Raw genomic sequence first — 26,219 nt, 5'->3', positions numbered from 1 at the left:
GACCCCCGCACGACCAGATCGAGGTGTGCCCGCTCGCGGGCCCTCACCACCCGAACGGCCACGCCCAGCAGGGCGTGGCCGTTCGGCCGTGGCGACCTAATCCCTTGCGCCGCACGGCGGAGGGGCGGACGCTGGACGGAGGTGGCTCCATGGAGCGGGGAGGCTCGATATGGACACGGTGCTGGAGCTCGAGATCGATCCCGGGGGAGGGGCGGGAGAGTTCACCGTGCACGTCGTGCGCTCGGTGGCGGGCGGCGAGCCCACCGAACACTTCACCCTCGACGTCGACGCGCTGCTTGCCACCCGACCTCAGCTGGAGTCGGTCGTTCTCGCGTCGTCGGTGTCGGCGCGACGGATCCTGCCCGCAGCCGAGGTGTCGGTGCAGTCGACGGGGGCGGCTCTCTTCGATGCCATCTTCGTCGGCGAGGTGGCCGCGATCTACCGATCGAGCCGGGCCGTCGCCGCCGATCGCGGGCAGGGGCTGCAGGTGCGGCTGCGCCTTGGCGCGCCGGGTCTCGCCGCGCTGCCGTGGGAGATGCTCTACGACCGCGACACCCAGGCCTACCTGTGCCGCCAGGAGACGCTGGTCCGTCACGTGGCAGGAGAGCACGCTCCGGACGCGCTGGCCATCGACCCACCCCTGCAGGTGCTGGCGGTCGTGTCATCACCGCGGGGGCTGGCGCCTCTCGACGTCGCGGCCGAGCGGGAGCACCTGGAGGAGGCGCTCGAACACCACGTGCGCTCGGGGCGCGTCCGGCTCGAGTGGGTCGAGCACGCCACGTGGTCGGAGCTGCACGACCGGCTGCTGCAGCGCCCGTGGCACGTCCTGCACTTCATCGGTCACGGCACCTTCGACGATGCGGCGGACGAAGGGGTCATCGCCCTCGTCGGCGCCGACGAACGCGCTGACTTCGTGACGGCGAGCAGCCTCGCAGACCTGCTGCACGAAGCCTCACCCACCCCTCGTCTCGTCGTGCTCAACTCCTGCGAGTCGGGGGCCTCCAGCTCCGACGACCCGTTCTCCGGAACGGCAGCAGCATTGGCTCGCAGCGGGATCCAGTCCGTGGCCGCGATGCAGTTCACCATCAGCGACCGTGCGGCGCTGGCCTTCGCCCGCGGCTTCTACACGGCTCTCGCCAACGGGCGCACCGTCGACGAGGCCATGCGCAGCGGCCGCATCGGCATCCTCGGGCTCGGCCGGGGCACCCTCGAGTGGGTCACGCCGCTGCTCTACGTGCGAGGGCCGGACACCCGTCTCTTCGAGGTCGCCGAGCCATCATCGGGCCCCGTGCGGGAGCCGGAGCCGCACATCGGCCAGCGCTGGCGTCTCGTCGCGGCGGCCGCCGTCCTCGTCCTCCTGCTCGGCGGGGTCGGAGCGGTCGTCTACCGGTCGGCGCAGGGTGAGGGGGCCACCGCGCTCGGAGCCACGACGAGCACCTCCGATCCCGGCGGGAGCAGTGCGGAGAGCCAGGGGAGCCAGGGGCCGTCCGACGTGGTGCCGAGCCCGGTCGAGATCGCGGTGCCCGGCAACACCCGCTGGCTCGACAGCGGCGTCACGTGCGCTCCCGGCACGACCCTCGACATCTCTGCCACGGGCACGATCCAGCACGACGCCTCGGCCGGCTCCACCGTGGGACCGGACGGGCTGACCGAGGCGCGCTACCACCGGTGGAACGTCGAGGGGCTTCCTGATGCGAACACCGCGGGACTCATCGGCAGCCTCGACGAGACCGGCCCGTTCTTCGTCGGCAGCGGCACGAGCTACGACTGCCCGCGCGAGGGGCAGCTGGACCTCGGCATCAACGACACCAACCTCGAGGGCAACTCCGGCGAGCTGACCGTCACGGTGCAGGCCCGACCGACCTGATCGGTCGGGCGACGGTCGCCGACCGTCAGAGGATGACGAGGTCGTCGCGGTGGATGACCTCGCGCTCGTACTCCGGACCCAGCTCCCGGGCCAGCTCCTTCGTCGAGCGTCCGAGCAGCCCGGGCAGCTCGGACGAGGAGTAGTTGACGAGGCCGCGGGCGACGGCAGCGCCGTCGGGGCCGCACACGTCGACGGGGTCACCGTCGTGGAAGGTGCCCTCGACCCCGACGATGCCCGCGGGCAGGAGCGACTTCTTGCGGTGCACGAGCGCCGCCACCGCGCCGTCGTCGACGAGGAGGCGTCCGCGGGCGGTCGTCGCGTGCTCCAGCCAGAGCCGGCGAGAGCGACCCCGCACCCCGACGGGAAGGAAGACGGTGCCGACGTCGCCGCCGGCGAGCACGTCGGTCACACGGTCGGCGGCGGTCACCGTGGTGACGACGCCGGCCGCGGTCGCGATGCGGGCTGCCTCGATCTTCGTCGTCATCCCGCCCGTGCCGACCTTCGACCCGCTGCCGCCGATCTCGACGCCGACGAGGTCGTCCGGGCCCGAGACCACGGGTATGCGCGTCGTGCCGACCCGGCTCGGCGGCCCGTCGTAGAGGGCGTCGACGTCGGAGAGCAGCACGAGCGCGTCGGCATCGATCAGGTGGGCGACGAGGGCCGCGAGGCGGTCGTTGTCGCCGAAGCGGATCTCGCTCGTCGCCACGGTGTCGTTCTCGTTGACGATCGGCAGGACCGAGAGGTCGAGCAGCCGCTCGAGCGTGCGGCGGGCGTTGGCGTAGTGGGAGCGACGCGTCACGTCGTCGGCCGTGAGCAGCACCTGCCCGACGGTGACGGCGTGGGCCCCGAAGGCGTGGGTGTAGGCGGCGAGCAGTGCACCCTGCCCGACCGAGGCGGCCGCCTGCTGGGTGGCGAGGTCTCGCGGACGCGCGGCGAGCCCGAGCGGGTGGATGCCTGCGGCGATCGCGCCCGAGCTGACGAGCACGATCTGCGTGCCCTGCGCGTGACGGTGGGCCAGGGCGTTGACGAGCGCGATGAGCCGGCCGCTGTCGATGCCGCCGTCAGCGCCGGTCAGCGAGCTGGAGCCGACCTTGACGACGAGCCGGCGGGCGGTGCTGATCGCGGAACGGGGGGACACACCCCGAACTCTAGTGACGGGCCGCGGCCGGACGCGGCCGCGTCCAGAGCACGGGGTTCGTCGTCCAGCCCCCGGAAACGGCGGGTCGTCCGTCGGCACCACGACCTACGCTGGGCACATGTCCACGACGATCGACCCCGCCGTCGCCGAGCAGGTCAACGCGCTCGCCGACCTGGCGCGCGTGGCCTCGCGGCGGCTCGCCCTGATGTCCCGCGCCGAGAAGGATGCCGCCCTGCTGCACCTCGCCGATGCCGTCGAGGCGGCGACACCGGCCGTCATCGCCGCCAACGCCGAGGATCTCGAGCGTGGCCGGGCGCGGGGCATGAGCGAGAGCCTCCAGGACCGCCTGCGCCTCGACGAGGCGCGTGTCGCGGCCGTGGCCCAGGCGCTGCGCGACGTCGCCGCCCTGCCCGACCCCGTCGGCGAGATCGTGCGGGGTTCCACCCTCGCCAACGGCCTGCAGATCCGGCAGGTGCGCGTGCCGATGGGCGTCATCGGCATGATCTACGAGGCTCGCCCGAACGTCACGGTCGACGCCGCCGGGCTCTGCCTGAAGTCGGGCAACGCCGTCATCCTGCGCGGCGGCTCAGCGGCCGCCAGCAGCAACCATGCGCTGGTCGAGGCCATGCGCGACTCGCTTGCGGCGCAAGGACTTCCGGTCGAGGCCATCACGCTGCTCGAGGAGGGCGGACGCGATGCCGCCCGTGCCCTCATGACAGCGCGCGGCCATGTCGACCTCGTCATCCCGCGCGGCGGCGCCGACCTCATCCAGACCGTCGTCACCGAGTCCACGGTGCCTGTCATCGAGACCGGGGTAGGGGTGTGCCACGTCTACGTCGACCGTGCCGCAGACCTCGACAAGGCGCAGGCGATCACGCTCAACGCCAAGACGCACCGGCCGAGCGTGTGCAACGCCGCCGAGTCGCTGCTCGTCCACCAGGACGTCGCGGCCGACTTCCTCCCCAAGGCACTGACCGACCTCGCCGGTGCGGGCGTGCGACTGCACGTGGCGCCCGAGGTGGCCGTCTATGCCGACGCGGCCGGGGCGGCATACGACCTCGCCAGCGAGCAGGACTTCGGCACGGAGTGGCACGGCCTGGAGATGAGCGTCGCGGTGGTCGACGACCTCGACGAGGCGGTGGAGCGGATCCGCCGGTTCGGCACGGGGCACACGGAGGCCATCGTCACCGAGGATCGCGGCGCGGCGCGGCGCTTCACCGCCGAGGTCGACGCGGCCGCCGTCATGGTCAACGCGAGCACCCGCTTCACCGACGGTGGCGAGTTCGGCTTCGGCGCCGAGATCGGCATCTCGACCCAGAAGCTGCACGCCCGCGGACCGATGGCCCTGCCCGAGCTGACGACGACCAAGTGGATCGTCGAGGGCGACGGCCACATCCGCTGAGGCAGCTCAGACCGAGATCCGTCCGTGACGTGGGGCCGCCACAGCCTCACCACAGGCCGTGCATAATGAGGCGCGATGGAAGCCACAGAGGTCCGTAAGCTCGCCCAGCTCGAGGATGGGCACTGGTGGTACCGGGAGCGCCGGCACCTGCTCGCCAAGGCGATCGCAGGGCTGACCCCGGGCCGCGCCCTCGACGTGGGCGCTGCCGGGGGAGGCAATACCCGCGTGCTGCGCGACCACGGCTGGCAGGCCGTCGCGCTCGAGTACGGCGCCGACGGTGCCGAGGTGGCGGCCGGTCGGGGCCTCCCGACGCTCCGGTCCGATGCGACCTCGCTCCCGCTCGCCGACAACAGCCTCGACCTCGTGGTGGCCTTCGACCTGCTCGAGCACCTCCACGACGACGACGCCGCGGTCGCCGAGGTGCACCGGGTGCTGCGACCGACGGGCACCTACCTCGTTGCCGTGCCGGCCGACCCGCGTCTCTGGTCGGACCACGACGAGGCTGTCGACCACGTGCGCCGCTACACCCGTCCCGGGCTCGTCGACCTGCTCGAGCGCGGCCACTTCCGGGTCGAGTCGGTGCAGTCGTGGAACGTTTTGCTGCGCCCCGTCGTCGCGATGCGGCGCAGGACGAGCACGGGCTCTGACCTCGACGACCTGCACCCGATCGTCAACTTCGGGCTGCGCACGATCATCACGGCCGAGCGCTACCTGCCCGTCAAGGACCTGCCGGGCGTCAGCCTGCTGCTGCGGGCGCGCCCGATCGCCTGACCGCCCGCGGGCGGAGGGCGCCCACGGCGGGCCACCGGCGCGTCACGTCCTGCGCGTCACCGACCCGGTGCGCTGACCTTCGTGCGCTCGGCGTCGAGGGCAGGTTCGCGGATGCGACCCTCGGCGGGGTTGGCCGGCAGCGGCGTGTCGGTGGGGCCGTGATCGCCGTGCCCCGCGGTGAGCGAGTCGTAGGCGATGAAGTAGGTGGGCCGCCCCTGCATGTGGGCATACATCCGTCCGATGTACTCGCCGAGGATGCCGACGCAGACGAGCTGCACCGCCCCGAAGGCCGACACGATGGCGACGGTGGAGGTCCAGCCGGCCACGGTGTGGCCCTGCGAGCGTGCGATCAACGTGTAGAGGAAGAGCAGCACGGCGATCACGGCGCCCCCGAGGCCGGCGAAGGTCGCCATGCGCAGCGGAGCAGTCGAGAAGCCGGTCAGTGAGTCGAGCGAGAGCCGGATCATCTTGATGAGGGGGTACTTCGACGTGCCGGCGGCCCGCTCGTCACGCTTGTACTCGACGGTGTCGGACGGGAAGCCGAGCGCGGGCACGATGAAGCGCAGCACGCGGTTGTGCTCGGGCAGGCTGTTGATGGCATCGACGGTGGCGCGCGACATGAGGCGGAAGTCGCCCGCGTCGGCGTGGGCCTTGGTCTGCGACATGACGGTGATGAGGCGGTAGAACGCCTGTGCCGAGGCCCGCTTGAACCACGTGTCGGTGGAGCGGTCGTTGCGCACGCCGTAGACGACGTCGACGCCGTCGTCCTTCGCCGCCGCGAGCATCTGGGGGATGACCTCGGGGGGGTCCTGCAGGTCGGCGTCGAGCGTCACGACGTAGTCGCCGAGGGCGCTGACGAGCCCCGCCGAGATGGCGGCCTGGTGCCCCGCGTTGGCACGCAACCGCACGACGCGCAGGGCCGGCCACTCACGGTGGTAGCGCTGCAGGAGCGCCGCGGTGAGGTCGGAGCTGCCGTCATCGACCGCGACGACCTCGTAGCGGACGCCCATCCCGTCGAGAAGAGGGCGCAGCCTCTCGACGAGCAGGGGCAGCACCTCCTGCTCGTTGTACATCGGGATGACGACGGACAACTCCGGGACCATGGGGTCCAGCCTACGGCCGCACGTGAGGTGCGGCTGTCACGTTGCTGTCCTGCCCCTGTGCCACCATCGCCGCGTCCCGAAACGTAACGTAACGCCCTGTGACCACGCCGCCCGCTCCGACCCCCGCAGGTATGCCGTCCGGCCGCCCCCCGCTCGGAGCCCCCGTGCTCGGCCGGTTCACGAAGTGGGGCGAGGGCCGGCACTGGGAGTGGGTCGGCCGCTACCTCGGGGCGGACGAGTTCGGTGACTGGTGGTACGCCCCCGTCGGCACGCGCTGCGTCCGGCCGGGGGTCGACTTCGTCGAGACCGACGGCTGGGTCTCCTTCGTGCCGCACGAGGGGGCGTATGCCGCCGGCTTCTACCCGGCGCACCGCGAGATCAGCGTCTACGTCGACATGACGACGGAGCCGGTGTGGCAGCGTCGCGCCGTCGTGGACGGCGGGCCGGAGTGGGAGGTCACGATGGTCGACCTCGACCTCGACGTCGTGCTCACCCGCGAGGGGCACCTCTTCGTCGACGACGAGGACGAGTTCGCCGAGCACCAGGTAGCGCTGGGCTACCCGCCCGAGGTCGTCACGCTCGCCGAGCTCTGGCGCGACCGCGTCCTCGCGGCGGTGGCGGCCGGCGACGAGCCGTTCGGGTCGGTCGGCCACGACTGGCTGCGCAGGGCGGCGCGCTGAGCGTCGTCGCTGCCGGTAGGCTGACCGCATGTCTGATCGTGTCCTCGCACTCGTCGCCGAGGGGGAGGAAGCCGCACGCGAGCTCCCCATGCCGGTGATCGCCTACTTCCTCATCGCCTTCGCGGTCTTCCTCGTGCTGCTCGGCGTCACGTGGAGCTTCCGCAACACGGCCGCCAAGCTCGGCTCGCCGCGCCGCGCGCCGGGTGCCGGCACCGCCCCCGGGCACGACACCGACGGGCACCAGCACTGAGCATGCGCCTCGGGGTCATGGGCGGGACCTTCGACCCGATCCACCATGGCCACCTCGTCGCAGCCAGCGAGGTGCAGTCGCTCTTCGACCTCGACGAGGTCCTCTTCGTGCCCACGGGAGAGCCGTGGCAGAAGGCGGACCGGCACGTCTCCGCTGCGGAGCACCGCTACCTCATGACGGTCATCGCGACGGCGTCGAACCCGCGCTTCACCGTGAGCCGGGTCGACATCGACCGCCCCGGGCCGACCTACACCATCGACACCCTGCGCGACATCCGCGCGGAGCGTCCCGAGGACGAGCTGTTCTTCATCACCGGTGCCGACGCGCTCGCCGAGATTCTCTCGTGGAAGGACGCCGAGCGGCTCTGGGACCTCGCCCACTTCATCGGGGTCACCCGGCCCGGGCACGAGCTCTCTGACAAGGGCCTTCCCGAGGACCGCGTCACGCTCCAGGAGGTGCCCGCCATGGCGATCAGCTCCACGGACTGCCGCGCTCGCGTGGCCGACGGCGAGCCGGTCTGGTACCTCGTCCCCGACGGCGTGGTCCAGTACATCAACAAGTACCGGCTCTACGCCGACCCACAGGGGGCTCCGCCCCCCGTGCACCCCCCGACCCACCGTCAGATGGCCCATAGCCTTCTGCCGCAAGGAGATTCGTGACTGCCGCCCAACATTCGCTCCAGCTCGCCAAGGTGGCCGCCCTGGCCGCCGAGGAGAAGATCGCCGAGAAGGTGATGGCGATCGACGTGAGCGACCAGATGCCGCTCACCGACGTCTTCGTCATCGCCTCCGCCCCCTCCGAGCGCCAGGTCGGCGCCATCGTCGACGAGGTCGAGGACCGCCTCCGTGAGCTCGGCAGCAAGCCGCTGCGCCGCGAGGGTGAGCGCGAGGGCCGCTGGGTGCTCATCGACTTCGGCGACATCATCGTTCACGTGCAGCACGAGGAGGAGCGCGACTACTACGCCCTCGAGCGGCTGTGGAAGGACTGCCCCGAGGTCGACCTGTCGGGTATCGAGCCGCTGCCGCGTCCCGTCAAGGCTGTCACCGAAGACGACACCGACGCGTGAGCCTGGTTCCCGGCGGTCCGCGGCCGCGGCGGATCGTCGTGATGCGCCACGCCGAGACGGTCGACAACGCCGCCCGCGTGTGGCAGGGGCACCGCGACTCGGCGCTCTCCGACCGCGGCGAACAGCAGGTCGCGGCGGCGGCGCCGCACGTCGCGGCATACGGTCCCGTCGTCATCGTCTCGAGCGACCTGCGTCGCGCGGTGTCGACGGCCGAGGCGGTGGGCGAGCTCACCGGCCTGCCGGTGCGCCTCGACGAGCGGCTGCGTGAGGTGCACGTGGGCGAGTGGCAGGGCCTGCACGTCGATGACGTGCACGAGCGCTACCCCGAGATCGTCGCCGCGCTCGACCGCGGGGAGGACGTGCCCAAGGGCGTCACGGGCGAGACCCGGCAGGACGTGGCGGCCAGGGCCGGAGCGGCGCTGCGCGAGGTGGCCGACGGCCTGGGCGACGGAGAGACGGCCCTCGTCGTCGCGCACGGCGTGTCGGCGCGGGTCGCCGCGAGCGACCTCGTCGGCCTCGACCAGGACGTCTCCGACCGCGTCTTCCGAGGCCTCGACAACTGCCACTGGGTCGAGCTCGTCGAGGCGGGCAAGAGCTTCTCGGCGACTGCGCGCTGGCGCATCGCGGGCTGGAACCTCGGACCGTGGAAGGCCTGAGCGGCGAGAGATCGCGGGCTCGTTCGGGGACCTTTCACCGCTGTGTCGGCGGCTCGGGAGGTGCTGCCCCCCGATTTGGGATCGGGCCCGACGACCCGCTATTGTTACGCAGTCGCCTCAGCGGGGCGGCACCCGAAAGGGGCTGTGGCGCAGCTGGTAGCGCACCTCCATGGCATGGAGGGGGTCAGGGGTTCGAGTCCCCTCAGCTCCACCGAAGACGAAGGGCCGGACGCATCGCGTCCGGCCCTTCGTCGTTCTCGGTGCACGTCAGGGGTGAGGGCGCGACGTCACGACGTCGATGCGGTTGGTCCGCCAGTCGGCGATCGTCTCCGTCGTGCGCGGCGGCAGGCGGCGGGTGGTGACGCTCCCCAGCATCCGTTCCAGGGTCGACCTCGGCGTGAAGGCCGAGCGCGTCGTCATGCCGCCGGCTCCGTCACCGCCACCCGAGCCCGGCACCGTGCTGACGGCGAGGTCGCCCTGCTGCAGCGACCGTGGGTCGAACTCCATGGTGCTCGTCACGACGATGAGACGGTCGGTGACCGTCACGATGCCTTCGTTCCAGAGGACGTCCGGCACCTCCCCGCCCAGCTCGAGGCTCGTCTTCTCGCCGGGCGCGAGCGCGACCCGGCCGGCGGCGAAGGCATCGGTGTAGATGCCGTACGAGTCGGTGAGGTCGAGCAGTGCCGCCCAGAGCGGCTCCTTCGTCGTGTTCTCGAGCGTCACCGTGAACTTCGGCGCCTTGTCGTCGACGTAGGCGATCTCGACCGTGCCTCCGTCATCCGTGCGGCCGTCGGCCGTGACGACGCTGACGCGCACGGCGTTCGTCGCAAGGCGGCTCGTCGGGTTCGTGAGCCCGGAGAGGCGCAGCCACCGGGCGACGTGCTCGAGCGCCGCGATGGTGCGTCCCTCGCGCCCCTCACCGGCGACGACCGGGACGAGCGGCCGCACGAGCCCGGGTCGGGTGATGACGAAGCCAGCTGGCGTCGCCTCGACCTGCAGGTCGGGAGGTGGTGGTGTGTCCGACGCCTCGATGAGGTCGATGAGCGTCGAGTCGGCCTTGTCGGCGGCCGACCGCAGGGCGGAGGTGCCTGCAGCGTCGCCCGCCACGGCGACCGCGAGGGGCTTGAGCGGGATGGACGTCATCACGGCGCGGTAGATCGACGACGGGTCGAGCTCGGGAGTCACGGTGACGACGGAGCGGTCGGGCAGCACCCGGGTGACGACCGCCGTGGCGAGCGGCTGTCCCCGACCGACGGCGGAGAGTGCATAGATCGCGAGCTCGGTGGTGTCGGTGGAGTCGCCGATCCTGATCGGCTCGGGCACGCCGTGCACGGCGCCGGAGTCGATGACCCAGCCCTCCGGGCGGTGGCTCAGGGTGAGCGGCCGCGGCGTCTCGGGGATGGAGCCGCCGAGGAAGGGCCGGTCCAGCTCGCTGGAGTCGACCGTCTCGAACTGCGGGTGCTGGTCACGTACGGTCGTCGTCACCTGCGAGGTCACCATGAGCAGGACGTCGCGATAGGACGGCGTGTCCTCCGACTGCACGAGGGTCTTCTCGAGGGCCGCTGACAGGGCGCCGCGGTGCTGACCTTGCGTCCGGATCTCCTTGGCCTTCTCGGAGGAACGGCACGCGGCGAGCAGCACGTGCCGCCCCGCCGGAGGTGTCCATCGTTCGCGTGGTGCCTGGTCGAGGTCGCGGGTCGTCTGGCCGCCCGCCGCGGCTGCTGCCTGGGCGGCCGCCTGCTCGACGGTGCCCGTGAGGAAGCTCTCGATCGGCCGGTGTCGGTTGTCCGGCGGTGCCTGCCGCACGACCTCGTCGACGTCGCGGGTCGCATCGCCGGAGTGACAGCAGTCGAGCACGACGAGCAGGTGGCAGCCGCTGGCCGCGACCTGCGCGATGAGCACTGCGAGCTCCTTGTCGGCGAGGTCCCAGCCCCCCGGCTCACGGCTGTCGACGAGCACGAGCGTCTCGTTCTGGTGGTCGGGCTCGTAGGGCCACAGCTCCTCGGGAGCCTCCTGGTGAGCCCCGTGGCCGCTGTAGTAGAAGAGCGCGACGTCCTCGGCGCCGGCCTGTCCGAGCAGCCTCGTGAACTCCGTCGTGACGGCGGCCCGGGTCGCGTCCTCGTCGGTGATCGTCACGAGGCTGAGGTCCTCGGCGGACACCCGGCCCTGGAGCACCGCGGCGAAGGCGGTGACGTCGTTGACACACCCCGACAGCTGCGGCACGGCGCCGGTGTAGGCGTCGATGCCGACGAGCAGTGCGTAGACGTGACCGGCCATGGGGTGCTCCTACTCGTCGAGGGACAAGATCGTCGTCTGCCAGGACACCGGGCGCAGTCCCATCCGCGCCACCAGCACGCAGACGGCATACGTCGGCGGGGCACCGACGATCTCGATGTCGAAGTCAGCGTGGCCGCTGCCCATCGCAGCGCTCCTTCCGTCGGATCAGGAGCCTGCCGTGTCGGCGAGGACGAGCGGCTGCCAGCGGGCGGGCTGGCCGTTGCCGGTGCGCACCGGGTTGGTGCTGATCATGCGGGCGAGCTTCCACGTCGTCGAGGAGCTGTCGGCGTCGCTGACGTTGACGTTCATCGCCCAGATCGACCCTCGGGCCGGGGGAGTGGCGAGGCCCACGTCGGACCATGGCACCGCCATCTCGACCTCGTAGCCGCCGGGGCGGTCGGTGCGTGAGAGCACGACGTTGGTCAGGCGTCCTCCGTCTCGGATCGCCCCCGCGTTGGCCATGTTGAAGGAGGCGAGGCCACCGAGCGAGGTGACGCCGACCATGACGTGGAAGTCCTTGCCGGAGCGGGGTTTCGTCGATGCGGGAAGGGTCGACACGTCCGGTCCGAACTCGAAGCTGACCCCGTCGCCCTTCCAGAACTCCGTCGGCTTGGACGCATCGACCGGGCGGCGGTCGGCGTCGTCGACGCTGACGTGCAGGTAGAGGAAGCGCGAGTCCCACTGGCCCTGCCACGTGGCCTGGAGGTCGTCGGGAGCCGGCTTCGGCGGGGCCGGGAAGACCTGCGTCGCGAGCTGCCCCTCGGGCACGCCTGCCCAGTCGGCGAAGCTCCCGTCGATGACGGGCGCGGTCGTCGCGCAGCCGAGCGTGAGCGCGCCTGCGGGCACCGGGGGGAAGGCGCCGCCGCCCGGGCCGCACGCCTTGGCCACCGACGACGCGGACGAGTCCCACCAGACGATGGCCCCGACCGCGATGACGAGGACGCCGACCGCCGCGCCGACCCACAGGAGGATGCGCCGTATGCGGCTCGGCCGGCGCCGCTCCGACGTGCCCGACGTGCCCGACGTGCCCGACGTGCCCGACGTGCCAGAGGTATCGGTCGTGTCCGGTGGCCTTGGCGGCGGAGGTGTCGGCTGCTCCTGCTGGCGCGAATCCGTTTGCGGCACAGTGTCGTTGAGGTCCGTCTCGTGGTTGAGGGGAGGGCGGTCCTCGGTCTGGGGGCGCACCCGCTCGAGGAGCTGGGTCGCGTCTCGGAAGTCGGGACTCTCCGTGGTGATCTGCTCGAGCAGCGGCTGAGCCGTCGCGGCCTCGCCCGCGCTGATCGCGTCGCGGGCCGCGTCGTAGAGCGACTGGAGCCGGCTCTCCGGAGAGGCGACCGAGGGGCCGGTCGTGGTGAAGGTGAACGGCTGGTCGGTGCCAGACCTCAGCAGGACGGCGGTGCCCCACTCGGAGGCCTCGTCGGACACGGCCATCGCCTTGCGCACCTCGCACATCGCCGCGTCGATGCCGAGGCCCTGGGTGAGGAACCAGTAGAACTCGTGGCTGAAGACGAGCGCGGCCCGGTCGCTGATCTCCGTCTGCATCGCGACGACGGCCGGCAGGCCCTGTCGCACGAGGGCCTGGCCGACTCCGGAGAAGGCGTCGCGTCCGGACGTGCGAGCTCCCTCGCAGGCGTTGAGGACGGCGAGCTGCATGTTGCGGGCGTCGTGCAGCAGGGTGCCGAGCCGGTTGCCGGAGACACGGTGGCTCGTGCCGTCCTCCTTCTCGAGGACGAGCACGCCCTCCTGAGCATCCTCGTCGAAGCCGCCGTGGCCGATGAAGTGGAAGACGTGGTAGTCGCCGAGCAGCGCTCGCTGCAGCTCCGTGAGCGTCGCTGTGTCGAGCACCGTGACGGACAGCTGCCCGGTCTTGACCATGTCGGCGGTCGTCGCGAGAAGGAGCTGCTTCTCGCGGTCGACGGCGAGGTCTGGCATGTCGGACGGGCTCGAGATCATGACGAGCACGCGCAGCGGGGAGTCGACGACGACGGCCGGCGGTCGTTGGAGCGAGTCGAGCAGCCGCACGACCGGGGTCTCCTGCGAGAGGGTGAGGAAGCGCTCGAGCGTGCTGTCGTAGAGGTACTCCCACGGCACCGAGTCGAGCTCGGGCACCGCGTCGAGTCGCAGCCGCACCCGCAGGTCCTTGCCCTGCGACCCCGCTGCGTTCAGGCTCGCGGCGAAGGCGTCGCGCACCGGCCCCGTGAGCAGGGCGTCGCCGAGCTTGCGCCCGTAGTCCTTGACCCCGCCCACCCGCGCGGCGACCGGCACGAGCCGGCGCGAGGCGACCCGTGGAGGACCGACGGCGATCATGAACTGTGCGAGCTCGGCTCCCACGAAGGGCATCACGAAGGGGGCCGACGCCTCGCCCGCGGGCGAGGAGACGACGCGGACGGCATACGCCGACCCGTCGCGGGTCAGCGCGAGATCGAAGTCGAGATAGTCACGGCTCATCGCAGTCCTCACTCCGCAGGAACCGCACCTTGCAGCAGACAGTACGCCGGAGCGACCGCCGTGATACCGGATCTGTAGAATGGGACGCGAGCGCGCGGTCGCGCTCGCGGACGAGGGAGCCGTACCCGCCCAGCGACAAGACGGCCAGATCGGGTAGTCATGTTCTGGCTCGTGCTCATCCTCTCCGGCGCGCTCGAGGCCGTCTGGGCGACGGCGCTCTCCGCCTCCGACGGCTTCCGCCGCCCCCGTCCCACGGCGCTCTTCGGCGTCTCGCTCGTCCTCAGCATGGCCGGCCTGGCGTGGGCCATGACGGGCCTGCCCGCTGGAACGGCGTATGCCGTGTGGGTCGGAATCGGGGCCGTCGGCACCGTCCTGCTGGCCGTCGCCCGCCGCGAGGAGCGGCTCGACCTCGCGCGGGGGCTGCTGCTCCTCGTGCTCGTCGGGTGCGTCGCAGGTCTCAAGGCGGTGGCATGATGCCGTGGCTCGTCCTGCTCGCCAGCGCCGTCCTCGAGGCCGTCTGGGCGTCGGCGCTCGCGGCCTCCGACGGCCTGAGCCTGCTCGTCCCGTCTCTCGTCTTCCTCGTCGCGGGCACGCTGTCGATGCTCGGCCTGGCCCACGCGGTGCGCACCATCCCCATCGGCACGGCGTATGCCGTGTGGACCGGCATCGGTGCCGCGCTGACGGTCGCGTGGGCGATGACGTTCGGTGAGGAGCCCTTCTCCGTCGTCAAGGTGCTGCTCCTCGCCGGCATCGTCGGCGCCGTCATCGGGCTGAAGCTCGTGGGTCACACCGGGGCGGAGGCAGCCACGGAGGAGGCCCCGCGCCGATAAGGTCGCGGGCATGGGTTCGTGGTGGTTGGAGGCCCTCGGGTGGGCCGGTTCGGCGGTGCTCGTCTGGTCGCTGCTGCAGACCCAGCTGCGACGGCTGCGCATCATCAACCTCATCGGCTGCGTCGTGCTCATCGTCTACAACGTCGCCAACCAGGTGTGGCCGATGGTCGGGCTCAACGTCGTGCTCGCCGTCATCAACATCACCTACCTCGTGCGGATGTCGCGCGAGAAGCACGACGCGGCCGCCTACGAGGTGCTCGAGGTGGCGGGCGACGACACCTACCTGCGGCACGTGCTGCGGGTGCACGAGGGCGACATCCGGCAGTTCAACCCCGGGTTCGTCCACGACCCCTTCGCGGGCGACCCCTCCTTCCTCGTGCTCAAGGGCGACGAGACGGTCGGAGCTGTCATCCTGCGCGATGCGGGATCGGGCACGGCACAGCTGCTGCTCGACTGGGTGACACCGCGCTACCGCGACTACTCACCGGGGGAGTTCGTCTTCGGTCCCGACGGCCCCTTCCGGCGGCGCGGCTTCAGCCGGGTCCTCACGCCCGCGGACATGGTCGACCCCTACTACGAGCGTCTCGGCTTCCGGCGCGAGGGCGACGCCTTCGTGCTCTGACGGTGCCTCGGCCCGGCCGGCCAGCACGATGCACCCGGCCAGGGTGAGGGCGAAGCCGGCCACTGCCACGCCGGCCCAGCCCGGGCGCACGCCGTCGCCGAGCCACACGAGGCCGATCGCGGCAGGGATGGTCGTCTCGGCGGCGAAGGTCAGCGCGGCGACCGTCGTGACCCGTCCACGCACGAGGGCGACGGCATAGCAGACGGCGGCCAGAACCGCATGCGCCACGAGGGCCCACGCCGTCGGCGCGCCGGCCACGTGCCACCACGGTGTCGGCACCTCGATGACGCGCGCCGCGACCCCGACCCCGCCGAAGCCCAGGCCTGCGCCGATGCTCAGCACGACCGCTGAGCGCCCGCGGTGCCGGTCGGCGAGGCCCACCGCCATTACGATGCCGACGACGACCGCGGAGCCGAGGAGCCACCACCCGGTGGCGTCACCGCGAGACCGGGCCGCCCCCTCCTCGGCAGCGGCCGCGAGAGCGACGAGCCCGACGGCCACCGCACCCAGCGCGACGACCTCCCGGGTCAGCAACCGGACGTGCAGCACAACCACCGAGAGCACGGCGGTGACGGCGACCGACGACGCGACCGCCGACTCGACGAGGAACAGCGGCAGGGTGCGCAGCGCGACGACCGACGCGAGGAAGCCTGCGGCGTCGAGGGCGAGACCGGCTGGATACAGCCAGCCGGTCGCGACCCGCTGCCGCCAGGGGGTGCCCGAGGGCAGGGCAGCGAGGCGTCGCACCCCGATCGCCTGCAGGATCGTCGCGGCCCCGTAGGCGAGGGCCGCGGCGAAGGCTCCGAGGAGTCCGAGGCTCACGAGGCCATCGTGCCGGGGCGCGCTGGGAGGGTCATGGGCGGCACACGGCCGGGTCGGGTGACCCCGGGCTCAGCTCAGGCGAGCCGCTGGCACTTGCTGAGGAAGCGGTCGGGGTCGACGACCGCGCGGTGGACCTCGCCCCGCGCGATCTCCTCACCGTCCGACTCCTTGACGACGACGTGACACACGAGACGGCGACCGTCGTTGATCGGCTCGGCACAGAGCACGGTGATCTCGGCGCCCACGGGGCTGCCCTTGACGTGCTCGATCCTCACCATGGTGCCGACCGTCGTGTGGTCGGCGTCGATCTGCTGCTGGCACACCTGGAAGGCGGCGTTCTCGCACCAGGTGATGAGGCGGGGCGTGGCCAGCACCTCGAGGTCACCGCTTCCGACGCTCGACGAGGTGTCGTCGGCGGTCACCGTGTGTTGGAACTTGCGCATGGGCATTGGTCGAGTCTTGCAGAGATTCGCCGTACCGCCGACTCGGTGCTTCGCGTGGCCCAGCAGATGGATCCCGCGTGTCGCGCCCTCCGGACGCGCGAGCTGCTGTCAGCCTGTGGCAGTGACCACCCACCTGTGGGTCCTCGCGGTGGCGCTCGGGGTGACGGCGCTCATCAACTGGAGCTCCGTCGTGCGCGGCGACGTGCTCGTCGAGCGCCTCACGAAGCCCCTCGTCATCGTCCTGCTCATGGGCATCGCCTGGTCGCTCGACTGGGAGGGCGCCGTGGCGGGTGCGCCCGAGCTGGCACCCGTGCTCGTCGCGCTCGCGGTCTCGCTCGTGGGCGACGTCGCCCTGCTCAACGCGACGACCACGCGGTTCCTCGTGGGGCTCGGCTCCTTCCTGCTCGCGCACGTGGCCTACGTCTGGGCGATCCTCGGCACGACCGGTGCGGGCGGCTTCCCGTGGTGGCTGCTGCTCGTCGTGCCGGCCCTGCTCGTGCTGCACGCCACGGTGGGGCGCGACATCGTGCGCCACGCCGGGGCGCAGCGAGGTGCGGTGCTGGTCTACCAGCTCGCGCTCTTCGCCCTCGTGCTCGCTGCGGCGTGGAAGGGTGACGCGGTCGTGCTGCTCGGCTGCGTCCTCTTCCTCGCCTCAGACACCGTCCTCGGCCACGACCGCTTCGTGCGGGAGAGGCGATGGGCACCGCTCACCGTCATCGTGACCTACCACCTCGCCCAGACCCTCATCGTCGTGGGCCTGTTCCGCTGAGACCATGCTGACCCCTCACTGAGGAGTGGCGGGAAAAAGGCGCATAACGCCTCGCGCCGACGCCGACGGTGCCACGGTGGGTGGATGAAGTGGGGGCTTCGTGCGTCCTGACCTCGGGGGGCCGCGCAGGACGTCGCTCCATGCCCGAGGAGGCACAGCCATGACACGGACGCATCGAAGCGTCGAGAACTCTCACGGGGAACTCACCAGGGGCCCATGGGCCCGCGGCGCAGGGGGTGCGCTCGCGGCAGGTGCTGCGCTCGCGCTGGTTGCGGGCGTGGGCGCCGCTGGCGCAGCTCCGTCCGCGAGCACTCATAGTCCGCACAAGTCCTACGTCTGCAAGTACGTCTCGAAGCCGGGCGAGGCCGAGCGGCTGCAGACCGGTCGGAACCCGATCTGGGTCGACAACCACTCCCTGCTCGGCTACAACGGCACGGTCACGGTCGGTCAGGAGTTCAAGGACCGCCAGGGCCGTTCGGTCGTCATCGTGGCGAACACCCCGAAGCTCCACCCGGAGCCCTCTGTGTCGGACTGCCCGCCGGTGACTCCGCCGACGACCACGAAGACCACGCCGCCGACCACGACGCCTCCGACCACCTCGAAGACGACGACGCCCCCGAAGACGACGCCCCCGGCGACGCGCGCGACCACGCCGGTGACGACGCCGGCCCCCAGCGCGTCGACCTACCCGCTGCAACCGGTCAACGGCGGTGCAGCAGCTGACGTCGCCACGAGCCAGCTCGCAGTGTCTCCGGTCCAGGCCTTCCTCGTGCTGCTCGCACTCGTCGGCCTGCTCCTCGCCCTCGGCGTGCGTCTGCCGCGGGTGATGCGTCCCGGCGAGGGTGGCAAGGACGCCTGAACGGCCGCATGACGCAGAGCCAGGCGCTGTCCGGCGCACCAGCCCCGAACCCCCCGAGTGCACCACGCGCACACGGGGTGCTCGGGGCTGTGCTCGGGGCCGTGCTCGGAGTGCTGCTGCTCACGTCCTGCAGCGGCACGGGCCCCGCCACCGCGACCGGGCCGTCTGGCGTACCGGGTCAGGTGACGTCCTCGACGGCCACCGCGCCGATGACCTCGGCGACCGGGACCTCGTCGAGTCCGACGTCCTCCGGCCCGGCGGGCGCTGTCAAGCCCGTCGGCACGGGGGAGCTGACCCACTTCCAGGCCCTGCGCGGGAAGACCACGATCGTCGACGCCGCGTCGTCGGGTCTTGCCCGCTACGGCACCTCGGCCTCGTGTGAGGTGCCGGCCAAGCCGTGCTATTCCGCGCCCTACCTCGACAAGGTCGCCCGCATCGACCTCGGCGCGCCGCCGACGGTGCCCGGCACGCAGACAACCTTCGTCACGGGCCACGCCAACCGCTTCCACCCTCACGACCCCAGCCGGGGCGTCTTCACCCGGCTCCAGGAGGTGCGCAAGGGCGACACCCTCGTGCTGACGACGACGCGCGGCCGCTTCGTCTACGTCGTCACCGACGCCCTCACCGTGCCCTTCGACAAGCTGACGAGCACCCCGGCCGTCGTCACCGTGCGACCCGACACCGTGGTGGCGATCAGCTGTGTCATCCCTCCCGACCGGCGTTCGTATGCAGGCAACTACGTCGTCGTGGGCACCCTGACGGCCTCGAACCCCTCCTGAGAGCGGGCGCACCACGGGGTCGGGCAGGCCGGACGGGCACTGCGCTAACCTAGGCGCATGGCTGGCCTGCTGCTCCTTCCGCAGCCGCGTTGACGAAGGTCGGGACTCCCGACATCAACGCGGCTCCCCCTCCTGTGCGAGGGGTTTTCTTTTGCCCCGACCACGGGGCGAGGCGACGGACCACCCGCGACGAGAGTGATGAGATGAGCGACCAGAGCGACACCCCGAACGCAGTGACGAGCGAGACGCCGTTCCGCTACACCGCCCGCATGGCCCAGGACATCGAGCTCGCGTGGCAGGACCGCTGGGAGGAGTCAGGCACCTTCAACGCGCCCAACCCGGCCGGTCCGTGGGCCGAGCCCGAGCGGGTCGCGAGCCTCGGCGAGAAGCTCGTCGTGCTCGACATGTTCCCCTACCCCTCGGGCGTCGGCCTGCACGTCGGGCACCCCCTCGGCTACATCGCGACGGACGTCTACAGCCGCTTCCACCGGATGCTCGGCAAGAACGTCCTGCACGCCCTCGGCTACGACGCCTTCGGCCTGCCGGCGGAGCAGTACGCCGTCCAGACCGGGCAGCACCCTCGGAAGACGACCGAGGAGAACATGACGAACATGAAGCGCCAGCTGCGCCGCCTCGGGCTGGGCTTCGACAACCGCCGCACCTTCGCGACGATCGACGACGAGTACTACCGCTGGACCCAGTGGATCTTCCTCAAGATCTGGGACGCCTGGTATGACGCCGACGCCGTGCGCGCGGACGGCGGCCATGGTCGGGCGCGTCCGATCAGTGAGCTCGTCGAGGAGTTCGAGTCGGGCCGGCGCGCGCCGCTGACCGAGGACGGTCGTGGCTGGGCCGAGCTGACCGCGACCGAGCGCGCTCGCGTGCTGGCCGGCTTCCGCCTCGTCTACCAGTCCGAGGCGCCGGTCAACTGGTGCCCGGGACTCGGCACGGTGCTCTCCAACGAGGAGGTCACCAACGAGGGTCGCTCCGAGCGCGGCAACTTCCCGGTCTTCAAGCGCAACCTCTCCCAGTGGATGATGCGCATCACGGCGTATGCCGACCGGCTGGCCGACGACCTCGACGGGGTCGACTGGCCCGAGAACGTCAAGCGTCTGCAGCGCAACTGGATCGGCCGCTCGCAGGGCGCCCGCATCACCTTCCGCGTGCCCCTGGCCTCCGGCGAGCTCGCTGGTCAGCAGGGCGGCATCGAGGTCTTCACGACCCGCCCCGACACCGTCTTCGGCGCGACCTTCATGGTCGTCGCCCCGGAGCACCCGCTCGTCGACTATCTGGTGCCCGAGGGTGACTGGCCCGCAGGCACGCACGCCGACTGGACGGGGGCGGACGCGGCAGCGAGCGCGACCCCGAAGGAGGCCGTGGCGGCATACCGGCTCGCTGCGTCGCGCAAGAGTGACGTCGAGCGGCAGACGGAGGGCAAGGACAAGACTGGTGTCTTCACGGGCTCCTTCGCCACGAATCCGCTGACGGGAGAGCCGATCCCGGTCTTCGTCGCCGACTACGTGCTGATGGGCTACGGCACCGGCGCCATCATGGCGGTGCCGGGTCACGACGAGCGCGACTTCGAGTACGCGACGAAGTTCTCCATCCCCATCGTGCGCGTCGTCGCCGCCACCCCCGATGGCGGCGACGAGCCGCTCACCGAGCCCTTCGTCGCAGACGGCTTCGCCGTCAACTCCGCGAACGCCACCGTCAGCCTCGACGGGTTGGCCGTGGAGGACGCCAAGGAGCGCATCATCGCCTACCTCGAGGACGGTGGCGACGGGCGCGGCACCATCAACTACCGCCTGCGTGACTGGCTCTTCAGCCGCCAGCGCTACTGGGGCGAGCCGTTCCCCGTGATGTTCGACGACGACGGGGTGGCGTATGCCGTCCCCGACGACCAGCTGCCCCTCACCCTTCCCGACGTGCCCGACTACTCGCCCAAGACGTTCGACCCGGACGACGCGACGAGCTCGCCCGAGCCGCCGCTGTCGCGCGTGCCGGAGTGGGTCAACGTCGAGGCCGACCTCGGCGACGGGCGTGGTGTGCGGCACTTCCGCCGCGAGACGAACACGATGCCCAACTGGGCCGGGTCGTGCTGGTACTACCTGCGCTACCTCGACCCGGCCAACCACGAGACCTTCGTCGACCCGGCCAATGAGAGCTACTGGCTCGGCCGCCACGCCGAGCCCGTCGCGGGTGCGCCCGCCGGCACGGTCGACCCGGGCGGCGTCGACCTCTACATCGGCGGTGTCGAGCACGCCGTGCTGCACCTGCTCTATGCGCGCTTCTGGCACAAGGTGCTCTTCGACCTCGGGCACGTCTCGAGCGAGGAGCCGTTCCGCAAGTACTTCTCGCAGGGCTACATCCAGGCGTACGCCTACACCGACAGCCGCGGGCAGTACGTCGAGGCGTCCGAGGTCGAGGAGCACCCGGGTGCCCACGGCGAGGAGCCGACCTTCACCTGGCAGGGGCAGCCGGTCAACCGTGAGTACGGCAAGATCGGCAAGTCCCTCAAGAACTCCGTGAGCCCGGACGAGATGTACGACTCCTTCGGGGCCGACACCTTCCGCGTCTACGAGATGTCGATGGGTCCGCTCGAGCTGAGCAAGCCGTGGGACATCCGCGCCGTCGTGGGCAGCCAGCGCTTCCTCCAGCGGCTCTGGCGCAACGTCGTCGACGAGGAGACCGGGGCCCTGCGGGTGGACGACACCCCGCCCGACCAGGCGCTGACGACACAGCTGCACCAGACGATCGCCGGCGTCCGTGACGACTTCGAGGGGCTGCGCTTCAACACTGCCATCGCCAAGCTCATCGAGCTCAACAACAGCGTCACCAAGCTCGACGTGCCGCCGCGCGAGGTGGTGGAGGCGATGGTGCTGATGATCGCGCCGGTGGCGCCGCACATCGCCGAGGAGATGTGGAGTCGGCTCGGGCACGACGACGGAGTGGCGCACGCCCCCTTCCCGGTGAGCGACCCCGCCAAGATCGTCCTGGGCCAGGTCACGTGCGTCATCCAGATCAAGGGCAAGGTGCGCGACCGCGTCGAGGTGCCTCCCGACATCAGCGAGGACGACCTGCGCACGCTCGCGCTCTCGCGTGACAAGGTGAGGGCGGCGACCGAGGTCGGGGTGCGCACCGTCATCGTGCGAGCCCCCAAGCTCGTCAACGTCGTCCCGATGTGACATCGGCGAGACCCCTCAGGCACTGACCGGCGGAAGGAGCGCGACGTGACCGTTGCGGTCGTCACGGACTCCACGGCATACCTGCCCGAGGACGTCGTGGAGCGGCACGGCATCGAGGTCGTGCCGCTGCACGTCATCGTCGGCGGCCGCGACCACGTCGAGGGCCGTGACGTGACCGCCGAGCAGGTTGCCGACGCGCTGCGTCACTACACGATCGTCACGACCTCGCGCCCCACGCCGCAGGTCTTCGCCGAGACCTACCAGCGGCTCGCTGACGAGGGGGCGACCGCCATCGTGTCGATCCACCTGTCGTCGCAGATGTCGGGCACCATCGAGGCAGCCAGGCTCGCGGCCGCTGACGCAGCCGTCCCCGTCGAGGTCGTCGACAGCGAGACGATCGGAATGGCCATGGGCTATGCGGTCATCGCGGCGGCTGAGTCTGCGGCACAAGGGGATTCGGTCGTCGACGTCGCCGCTGTGGTCGCTGCTGCGCGGGCTCGGCTGGAGCGGTCCAGCGTCCTGTTCTACGTCGACACGCTCGAGCACCTGCGACGCGGGGGCCGCATCGGTGCGGCCTCGGCGCTGCTCGGCTCGGCCCTGGCCATCAAGCCGATCCTCGCCGTGCGCGGCGGACGCATCACGCCGGTCGAGAAGGTGCGCACCTCCTCGCGCGCGATCGCCCGCATCGTCGCCATGGCTGTCGAGCGGGTGCGCGCGGATGGGCTCGTCGTCGACATCGCCGTCCACCACCTCGACGCGCTGGGCCGCGCCGAGCAGATCGCGACCGAGCTGCGCCGCGCCGTGCCCGGTGCACCGCACGTGATCATCGTCGAGCTCGGGGCCGTCGTCGGCGCCCACGTCGGGCCGGGCACCGTGGCCATCGCGCTGTCACCACGCCCGGGTGAGCCGTTGCCCGATCCCGCCGAGGTGCCCGCGCCGTGACCGCCGGTGTGGTGCTCGGCTGGGCTGCGGCGATCGCCCTCGCCTTTCTCGTGGGGTCGGTCAACCCCGCGACGCTGATCGCCCGCGTGCGCGGCACCGACCTCTCGGTCTCGGGCTCGGGCAACCCGGGGGCGACGAACGCCGGCCGGGTGCTCGGACGCAAGTGGGGTGTCCTCGTCGGGGTCCTCGACGTGCTCAAAGGGCTCGTGCCGACCGTCATCGCTGCCCACTGGGTGGGCCCCCACCTCGCGTATGCCGTGGGCCTCGCGGCCGTCCTCGGGCACATCTGGTCGCCCTTCCTCCACGGCCGCGGGGGCAAGGGGGTTGCGACGACGCTCGGCGCGATCCTCGGCGTCCACCCCCTCATCGCCGTCGTCGTCCTCGTCGTCTTCGCCCTGGGCTTCGCCGTGACCCGCTGGGTCGCGGCAGGGTCGATCCTCGGTGCTCTGGCGATGCTCGTCATCGCCGTGCTCGTGTGGACGGGCCACTGGCCGGGCGACGTCTGGACCGGCGTCTGGCTCACCGCCCTCGCGCTCGTCGTGCTCGCCCGCCACAAGAACAACGTCGTCGGCTGGTGGCGCCAGCGACGGATGCCGTGAACTCCGAAACCCGTTGGAGTCATGGATTCCGCTGACCGCGATGCCTCTTCGGGTCTAGGTTCGATGACGTCCACTCGGGGTCGGAACGACCCTGCGCGCGGGTCGTCAGCGAGGAGCGTCGATGACCAGGAGATGGCGTAGGGCACGAATGGTGGTGGCAGCAGCGGCGCTCGGGTCGCTGCTCGTCGGCGGCGCTGCGGCGCTCGCCGCTCCGGGTGGCAACACCTGGAACTCGGCAGGTGGCGATCGCTCCAACACGAGATATGCCGCGAGCGAGAGCAAGATCTCGCCGGCGACGGTCGGCGACCTCAGCACGAAGTGGGTGCTGACCACCGGAGGCGACGTCTCGGCCACGCCCGCGGTCGACGGCCAGCGGGTCTACGTGCCCGACTGGGCCGGCAACCTCTATGCAGTCGACCGTGCAACCGGCGCGGTGGTGTGGCAGACGAGGATCGGCGACTACACCGGGATCCCGGGCGACAAGGCCAGGGCCACCCCGGCCCTCAGCGAGACGGCACTCGTGCTCGGCAACCAGGGACCCTTCGGCGGCGGCGGTGCCGTCATGGCGATCTCGAAGGACACGGGTCAGCTGCTCTGGAAGACCCAGGTCGACTCGCACGCGGCGGCGATCATCACGCAGTCCGCGACCATCTTCGACGGCGTCGTCTACGTCGGGGTGGCCTCGCTCGAAGAGGGCTTCGCGCTCATCCCCGGCTACCCGTGCTGCACTTTCCGCGGCAGCATGGCAGCGCTCGACCTCGCCACCGGTCAGCTGCTCTGGAAGACCTACCTCACACCCGAGGGCTTCCCGGGCAACGCCGTGTGGGGCAGCTCGCCCGCAGTGGACCCGAAGCGGGGTTCGGTCTACATCGCGACCGGCAACAACTACGACGTTCCGCAGGAGGTCCTCGACTGCGTAGCCGGGACGACGGACCCGGCTGTCAAGGCTGCCTGCCTCCCCGCGGACGACCACTTCGACTCGATCCTCTCGCTCGACATGCGGACCGGCGCCATCAAGTGGGCGACACGAGCGCTGCCCTTCGACGCCTGGACCGTGGACTGCATTCCCTTCTTCGGTGACGGCGACAACTGCCCCGAGCCTGCAGGTCCGGACTACGACTTCGGTCAGGCTCCAGCGCTCTTCTCCGTCAAGGATGGCAAAGGCAGGAATGTTGACGTCGTCGGGGCGGGCCAGAAGAGCGGCCAGTACTGGGCCCTCGACCCCGCCACGGGCGCGGTCCGCTGGACGACGCAGGCTGGTCCCGGAGGCATCGCGGGCGGGCTCCAGTGGGGCTCGGCCGTCGACGGTCGACGCGTTTACACCGCCAACGCCAACAGCAACGGCACTCTCTACGAGGGCGAGACGACTGGCGTGTGGTCGGCTCTCGACGCGGCGACCGGTGAGCTCATCTGGGAGAGCCGACCGCCGAACGGCGGCAGCACCTCCGGTCCTGTGACGACGGCCAACGGTGTCGTCTTCGGGTGCTCCCTCGACCCGCAGGGACACATGTATGCGCTCGACGCGGCCTCCGGCGAGGTCCTCTGGACCTTCGCCAGCGGAGGCTCGTGCCTCTCCGGAGCGGCGATCTCCAACGGCTCCGTCTACTGGGGTTCCGGATACGCGAACAACTTCCTCGGAACGCCCAACAACAAGCTCTACGCCTTCGGCCTGAGCTGAGGGCCCGATGTAGGGGTGGGAACGGCCGGCACCGGGCACGTCCCGGTGCCGGCCTCCTCATGTCACCGTTTGGGGCGACACCCGGCCCAGCGGCATACGGCAGGGGCGGCGGGTGACTGGCGTCAGAAGACGATCGTGCGGTGCCCCGAGAGGAAGACGCGCGACTCGGCGTGGTCACGGACCGCGCGGGAGAGCACGCGCCGCTCGACGTCGCGCCCGATGGCGACGAGCCGCTCGGGCGACTCGGCGTGCGTGACGCGCACGACGTCCTGCTCGATGATCGGTCCCTCGTCGAGGTCGGCCGTGACGTAGTGGGCCGAGGCTCCGATGAGCTTGACACCGCGGTCGTGCGCCTGGTGGTAGGGCTTGGCGCCCTTGAAGCCGGGCAGGAACGAGTGGTGGATGTTGATCGCGCGGCCCTCGAGCGCCCGGCAGAGGCCGTCGCTGAGGATCTGCATGTAGCGCGCCAGCACGACGAGCCCGACGTCCTCGACCTCGACGAGCCGGAGCAGCTGCGCCTCGGCGTCGGCCTTCGTCTCCTTCGTCACCGGGATGACGGTGAAGGGCAGGCCGTAGTACTCGACGAGGCCGCGGCAGTCCTCGTGGTTCGACACGACGGCGACGATGTCGATGGGCAGGTCGCCCGACTTCCAGCGGTGCAGCAGGTCGAGCAGGCAGTGGTCGAACTTGCTGACGAGGATGACGGTGCGGCAGCGCTCGGCCTCCGGACGCACGTCGAGCTGCTCCTCCGCGATCGCGGGGCTCGCCCGCACCGCGTCGAGCACACGCGGCACGTCGGCTGACTCGGCGTCGAAGACGGTGCGCATGAAGAAGAGGTTGGTCGCCTCGTCGGAGTACTGCTGGTTCTCGACGATGTTGGCCGAGACCGAGAGCAGTGCCGCCGAGACCGCCGCGACGATGCCGGGTCGGTCGTCGCACGTGAGGGTCATGATGTGCCGGGCCATTGGAGCAGTCTGGACCAGCAGGGTTGACGGGCGTGAATCGGGCCCGGGCGTGTCTCGGGTGGTGGCGC

At 71.2% G+C, this 26,219-nt stretch carries 25 protein-coding genes, 1 tRNA gene and 1 riboswitch; of the genes, 19 read left to right on the top strand and 7 right to left on the bottom strand.

Annotation, left to right across the window (positions count from 1 at the left end):
* Positions 1 to 169 precede the first annotated feature (169 nt).
* Entirely contained in the window at positions 170 to 1,867 is a 1,698-nt protein-coding gene (locus FBY41_RS19370) for a CHAT domain-containing protein (protein WP_141846061.1), read from the top strand.
* Between the two features lie 25 nt (positions 1,868 to 1,892).
* Here the strand turns inward: FBY41_RS19370 and proB are convergent, their stop codons facing one another.
* A complete protein-coding gene (proB, locus tag FBY41_RS19365; RefSeq protein ID WP_221629349.1) occupies positions 1,893 to 3,005 on the bottom strand; it encodes a glutamate 5-kinase in 1,113 nt (370 codons plus the stop codon).
* A gap of 118 nt (positions 3,006 to 3,123) precedes the next feature.
* On the opposite strand from proB, the gene FBY41_RS19360 reads away from it, so the two are divergent.
* Positions 3,124 to 4,407, top strand: a complete 1,284-nt coding sequence (locus FBY41_RS19360) for a glutamate-5-semialdehyde dehydrogenase (RefSeq protein ID WP_141846058.1) — start codon at positions 3,124 to 3,126, stop codon at positions 4,405 to 4,407.
* Between the two features lie 75 nt (positions 4,408 to 4,482).
* Positions 4,483 to 5,178, top strand: coding sequence for a class I SAM-dependent methyltransferase (locus FBY41_RS19355; protein ID WP_141846056.1), 696 nt, complete (start codon positions 4,483 to 4,485; stop codon positions 5,176 to 5,178).
* 56 nt (positions 5,179 to 5,234) lie between these two features.
* Here FBY41_RS19355 and FBY41_RS19350 read toward each other — a convergent pair whose 3' ends face one another.
* Positions 5,235 to 6,281 carry a glycosyltransferase family 2 protein gene (locus FBY41_RS19350; RefSeq protein ID WP_141846054.1) on the bottom strand — a complete coding sequence of 349 codons (1,047 nt, stop codon included), beginning with the start codon at positions 6,279 to 6,281 and terminating at the stop codon, positions 5,235 to 5,237.
* 98 nt (positions 6,282 to 6,379) lie between these two features.
* Here FBY41_RS19350 and FBY41_RS19345 point away from each other — a divergent pair, with 98 nt between their 5' ends.
* The 6 genes from FBY41_RS19345 to FBY41_RS19320 all read left to right on the top strand — a co-directional run bounded on the left by FBY41_RS19345 (position 6,380) and on the right by FBY41_RS19320 (position 9,144).
* Positions 6,380 to 6,961, top strand: coding sequence for a DUF402 domain-containing protein (locus tag FBY41_RS19345; RefSeq protein ID WP_141846052.1), 582 nt, complete (start codon positions 6,380 to 6,382; stop codon positions 6,959 to 6,961).
* 28 nt (positions 6,962 to 6,989) lie between these two features.
* Complete coding sequence (locus FBY41_RS19340) at positions 6,990 to 7,211, top strand: hypothetical protein (protein ID WP_141846050.1); 222 nt, start codon at positions 6,990 to 6,992, stop codon at positions 7,209 to 7,211.
* Between the two features lie 2 nt (positions 7,212 to 7,213).
* A complete protein-coding gene (gene nadD / locus FBY41_RS19335; RefSeq protein WP_260439905.1) occupies positions 7,214 to 7,870 on the top strand; it encodes a nicotinate-nucleotide adenylyltransferase in 657 nt (218 codons plus the stop codon).
* Entirely contained in the window at positions 7,867 to 8,277 is a 411-nt protein-coding gene (gene rsfS, locus FBY41_RS19330) for a ribosome silencing factor (protein WP_141846048.1), read from the top strand. Before nadD ends, rsfS begins: the two co-directional genes overlap by 4 nt.
* A complete protein-coding gene (locus FBY41_RS19325) occupies positions 8,274 to 8,933 on the top strand; it encodes a histidine phosphatase family protein (RefSeq protein ID WP_260439904.1) in 660 nt (219 codons plus the stop codon). The genes rsfS and FBY41_RS19325 overlap by 4 nt, the downstream gene beginning before the upstream one ends.
* Positions 8,934 to 9,071: 138 nt before the next feature.
* Positions 9,072 to 9,144: transfer RNA gene (locus FBY41_RS19320), tRNA-Ala, on the top strand.
* A 56-nt stretch (positions 9,145 to 9,200) separates the two neighbouring features.
* Here FBY41_RS19320 and FBY41_RS19315 read toward each other — a convergent pair.
* From FBY41_RS19315 to FBY41_RS19310, 3 genes are read right to left on the bottom strand one after another with little or no spacing between them, the layout of a single operon-like run.
* Positions 9,201 to 11,210, bottom strand: a complete 2,010-nt coding sequence (locus FBY41_RS19315) for a caspase family protein (protein ID WP_141846046.1) — start codon at positions 11,208 to 11,210, stop codon at positions 9,201 to 9,203.
* Positions 11,211 to 11,219: 9 nt separating this feature from the next.
* Positions 11,220 to 11,354, bottom strand: a complete 135-nt coding sequence (locus FBY41_RS24065; protein WP_260439903.1) for a hypothetical protein — start codon at positions 11,352 to 11,354, stop codon at positions 11,220 to 11,222.
* A 21-nt stretch (positions 11,355 to 11,375) separates the two neighbouring features.
* A complete protein-coding gene (locus FBY41_RS19310) occupies positions 11,376 to 13,658 on the bottom strand; it encodes a CHAT domain-containing protein (protein ID WP_141846044.1) in 2,283 nt (760 codons plus the stop codon).
* Between the two features lie 85 nt (positions 13,659 to 13,743).
* A riboswitch (guanidine-III (ykkC-III) riboswitch) is annotated at positions 13,744 to 13,808 on the top strand.
* A gap of 9 nt (positions 13,809 to 13,817) precedes the next feature.
* Between FBY41_RS19310 and FBY41_RS19305 the strand changes: the two genes are divergently transcribed.
* The 3 genes from FBY41_RS19305 to FBY41_RS19295 are packed head-to-tail and all read left to right on the top strand — an operon-like array spanning position 13,818 to position 15,110.
* On the top strand, positions 13,818 to 14,132 hold the full coding sequence (locus tag FBY41_RS19305) for a DMT family transporter (protein ID WP_141846042.1): 315 nt from the start codon (positions 13,818 to 13,820) through the stop codon (positions 14,130 to 14,132).
* The gene (locus FBY41_RS19300; RefSeq protein WP_141846040.1) at positions 14,132 to 14,488 is read left to right on the top strand and encodes a DMT family transporter; all 357 of its coding nucleotides are present in this window, start codon (positions 14,132 to 14,134) and stop codon (positions 14,486 to 14,488) included. The genes FBY41_RS19305 and FBY41_RS19300 overlap by 1 nt, the downstream gene beginning before the upstream one ends.
* A gap of 10 nt (positions 14,489 to 14,498) precedes the next feature.
* On the top strand, positions 14,499 to 15,110 hold the full coding sequence (locus FBY41_RS19295; RefSeq protein ID WP_141846038.1) for a YgjV family protein: 612 nt from the start codon (positions 14,499 to 14,501) through the stop codon (positions 15,108 to 15,110).
* 896 nt (positions 15,111 to 16,006) lie between these two features.
* On the opposite strand, the gene FBY41_RS19285 is transcribed toward FBY41_RS19295, so the two are convergent.
* On the bottom strand, positions 16,007 to 16,381 hold the full coding sequence (locus tag FBY41_RS19285; RefSeq protein WP_141846036.1) for a thioesterase family protein: 375 nt from the start codon (positions 16,379 to 16,381) through the stop codon (positions 16,007 to 16,009).
* Between the two features lie 115 nt (positions 16,382 to 16,496).
* Here FBY41_RS19285 and FBY41_RS19280 point away from each other — a divergent pair, with 115 nt between their 5' ends.
* From FBY41_RS19280 to FBY41_RS19250, 7 genes are all read left to right on the top strand, one after another.
* The gene (locus tag FBY41_RS19280) at positions 16,497 to 17,144 is read left to right on the top strand and encodes a lysoplasmalogenase (RefSeq protein WP_185749157.1); all 648 of its coding nucleotides are present in this window, start codon (positions 16,497 to 16,499) and stop codon (positions 17,142 to 17,144) included.
* Between the two features lie 277 nt (positions 17,145 to 17,421).
* Positions 17,422 to 18,003: a hypothetical protein gene (locus tag FBY41_RS19275; RefSeq protein ID WP_141846032.1), complete on the top strand. Its 582-nt coding sequence runs from the start codon at positions 17,422 to 17,424 to the stop codon at positions 18,001 to 18,003.
* A gap of 8 nt (positions 18,004 to 18,011) precedes the next feature.
* A complete protein-coding gene (locus FBY41_RS19270) occupies positions 18,012 to 18,782 on the top strand; it encodes a sortase domain-containing protein (protein ID WP_141846030.1) in 771 nt (256 codons plus the stop codon).
* Positions 18,783 to 18,985: 203 nt separating this feature from the next.
* Entirely contained in the window at positions 18,986 to 21,967 is a 2,982-nt protein-coding gene (leuS, locus tag FBY41_RS19265) for a leucine--tRNA ligase (protein WP_141846028.1), read from the top strand.
* Positions 21,968 to 22,012: 45 nt separating this feature from the next.
* Complete coding sequence (locus FBY41_RS19260) at positions 22,013 to 22,909, top strand: DegV family protein (RefSeq protein WP_141846026.1); 897 nt, start codon at positions 22,013 to 22,015, stop codon at positions 22,907 to 22,909.
* Positions 22,906 to 23,508, top strand: a complete 603-nt coding sequence (locus FBY41_RS19255; RefSeq protein ID WP_141846024.1) for a glycerol-3-phosphate acyltransferase — start codon at positions 22,906 to 22,908, stop codon at positions 23,506 to 23,508. The genes FBY41_RS19260 and FBY41_RS19255 overlap by 4 nt, the downstream gene beginning before the upstream one ends.
* Before the next feature lie 121 nt (positions 23,509 to 23,629).
* Complete coding sequence (locus tag FBY41_RS19250) at positions 23,630 to 25,186, top strand: outer membrane protein assembly factor BamB family protein (protein ID WP_141846022.1); 1,557 nt, start codon at positions 23,630 to 23,632, stop codon at positions 25,184 to 25,186.
* Positions 25,187 to 25,308: 122 nt separating this feature from the next.
* Here FBY41_RS19250 and purU read toward each other — a convergent pair whose 3' ends face one another.
* Positions 25,309 to 26,151 carry a formyltetrahydrofolate deformylase gene (gene purU, locus FBY41_RS19245; protein ID WP_141846020.1) on the bottom strand — a complete coding sequence of 281 codons (843 nt, stop codon included), beginning with the start codon at positions 26,149 to 26,151 and terminating at the stop codon, positions 25,309 to 25,311.
* Between the last annotated feature and the right edge of the window lie 68 nt (positions 26,152 to 26,219).

Origin of the sequence: Humibacillus xanthopallidus (assembly GCF_006716675.1) — a bacterium.
In the GTDB taxonomy this organism is placed as follows: domain Bacteria; phylum Actinomycetota; class Actinomycetes; order Actinomycetales; family Dermatophilaceae; genus Humibacillus; species Humibacillus xanthopallidus_B.
The sequence above is the reverse complement of the archived record's forward strand: the minus strand, read 5'-3'. Positions and strand labels throughout refer to the sequence as shown.

What these genes read in the sequence shown, in the direction of transcription:
- FBY41_RS19370 (WP_141846061.1), top strand. Translation starts at nt 170, where the DNA reads ATGGACACGGTGCTGGAGCTCGAGATCGATCCCGGGGGAGGGGCGGGA.
- FBY41_RS19360 (WP_141846058.1), top strand. Translation starts at nt 3,124, where the DNA reads ATGTCCACGACGATCGACCCCGCCGTCGCCGAGCAGGTCAACGCGCTC.
- FBY41_RS19355 (WP_141846056.1), top strand. Translation starts at nt 4,483, where the DNA reads ATGGAAGCCACAGAGGTCCGTAAGCTCGCCCAGCTCGAGGATGGGCAC.
- FBY41_RS19350 (WP_141846054.1), bottom strand. Translation starts at nt 6,281, where the DNA reads ATGGTCCCGGAGTTGTCCGTCGTCATCCCGATGTACAACGAGCAGGAG.
- FBY41_RS19340 (WP_141846050.1), top strand. Translation starts at nt 6,990, where the DNA reads ATGTCTGATCGTGTCCTCGCACTCGTCGCCGAGGGGGAGGAAGCCGCA.
- nadD (WP_260439905.1), top strand. Translation starts at nt 7,214, where the DNA reads ATGCGCCTCGGGGTCATGGGCGGGACCTTCGACCCGATCCACCATGGC.
- FBY41_RS19315 (WP_141846046.1), bottom strand. Translation starts at nt 11,210, where the DNA reads ATGGCCGGTCACGTCTACGCACTGCTCGTCGGCATCGACGCCTACACC.
- FBY41_RS24065 (WP_260439903.1), bottom strand. Translation starts at nt 11,354, where the DNA reads ATGGGCAGCGGCCACGCTGACTTCGACATCGAGATCGTCGGTGCCCCG.
- FBY41_RS19310 (WP_141846044.1), bottom strand. Translation starts at nt 13,658, where the DNA reads ATGAGCCGTGACTATCTCGACTTCGATCTCGCGCTGACCCGCGACGGG.
- FBY41_RS19305 (WP_141846042.1), top strand. Translation starts at nt 13,818, where the DNA reads ATGTTCTGGCTCGTGCTCATCCTCTCCGGCGCGCTCGAGGCCGTCTGG.
- FBY41_RS19300 (WP_141846040.1), top strand. Translation starts at nt 14,132, where the DNA reads ATGCCGTGGCTCGTCCTGCTCGCCAGCGCCGTCCTCGAGGCCGTCTGG.
- FBY41_RS19295 (WP_141846038.1), top strand. Translation starts at nt 14,499, where the DNA reads ATGGGTTCGTGGTGGTTGGAGGCCCTCGGGTGGGCCGGTTCGGCGGTG.
- FBY41_RS19285 (WP_141846036.1), bottom strand. Translation starts at nt 16,381, where the DNA reads ATGCCCATGCGCAAGTTCCAACACACGGTGACCGCCGACGACACCTCG.
- FBY41_RS19270 (WP_141846030.1), top strand. Translation starts at nt 18,012, where the DNA reads ATGACGCAGAGCCAGGCGCTGTCCGGCGCACCAGCCCCGAACCCCCCG.
- leuS (WP_141846028.1), top strand. Translation starts at nt 18,986, where the DNA reads ATGAGCGACCAGAGCGACACCCCGAACGCAGTGACGAGCGAGACGCCG.
- FBY41_RS19250 (WP_141846022.1), top strand. Translation starts at nt 23,630, where the DNA reads ATGACCAGGAGATGGCGTAGGGCACGAATGGTGGTGGCAGCAGCGGCG.
- purU (WP_141846020.1), bottom strand. Translation starts at nt 26,151, where the DNA reads ATGGCCCGGCACATCATGACCCTCACGTGCGACGACCGACCCGGCATC.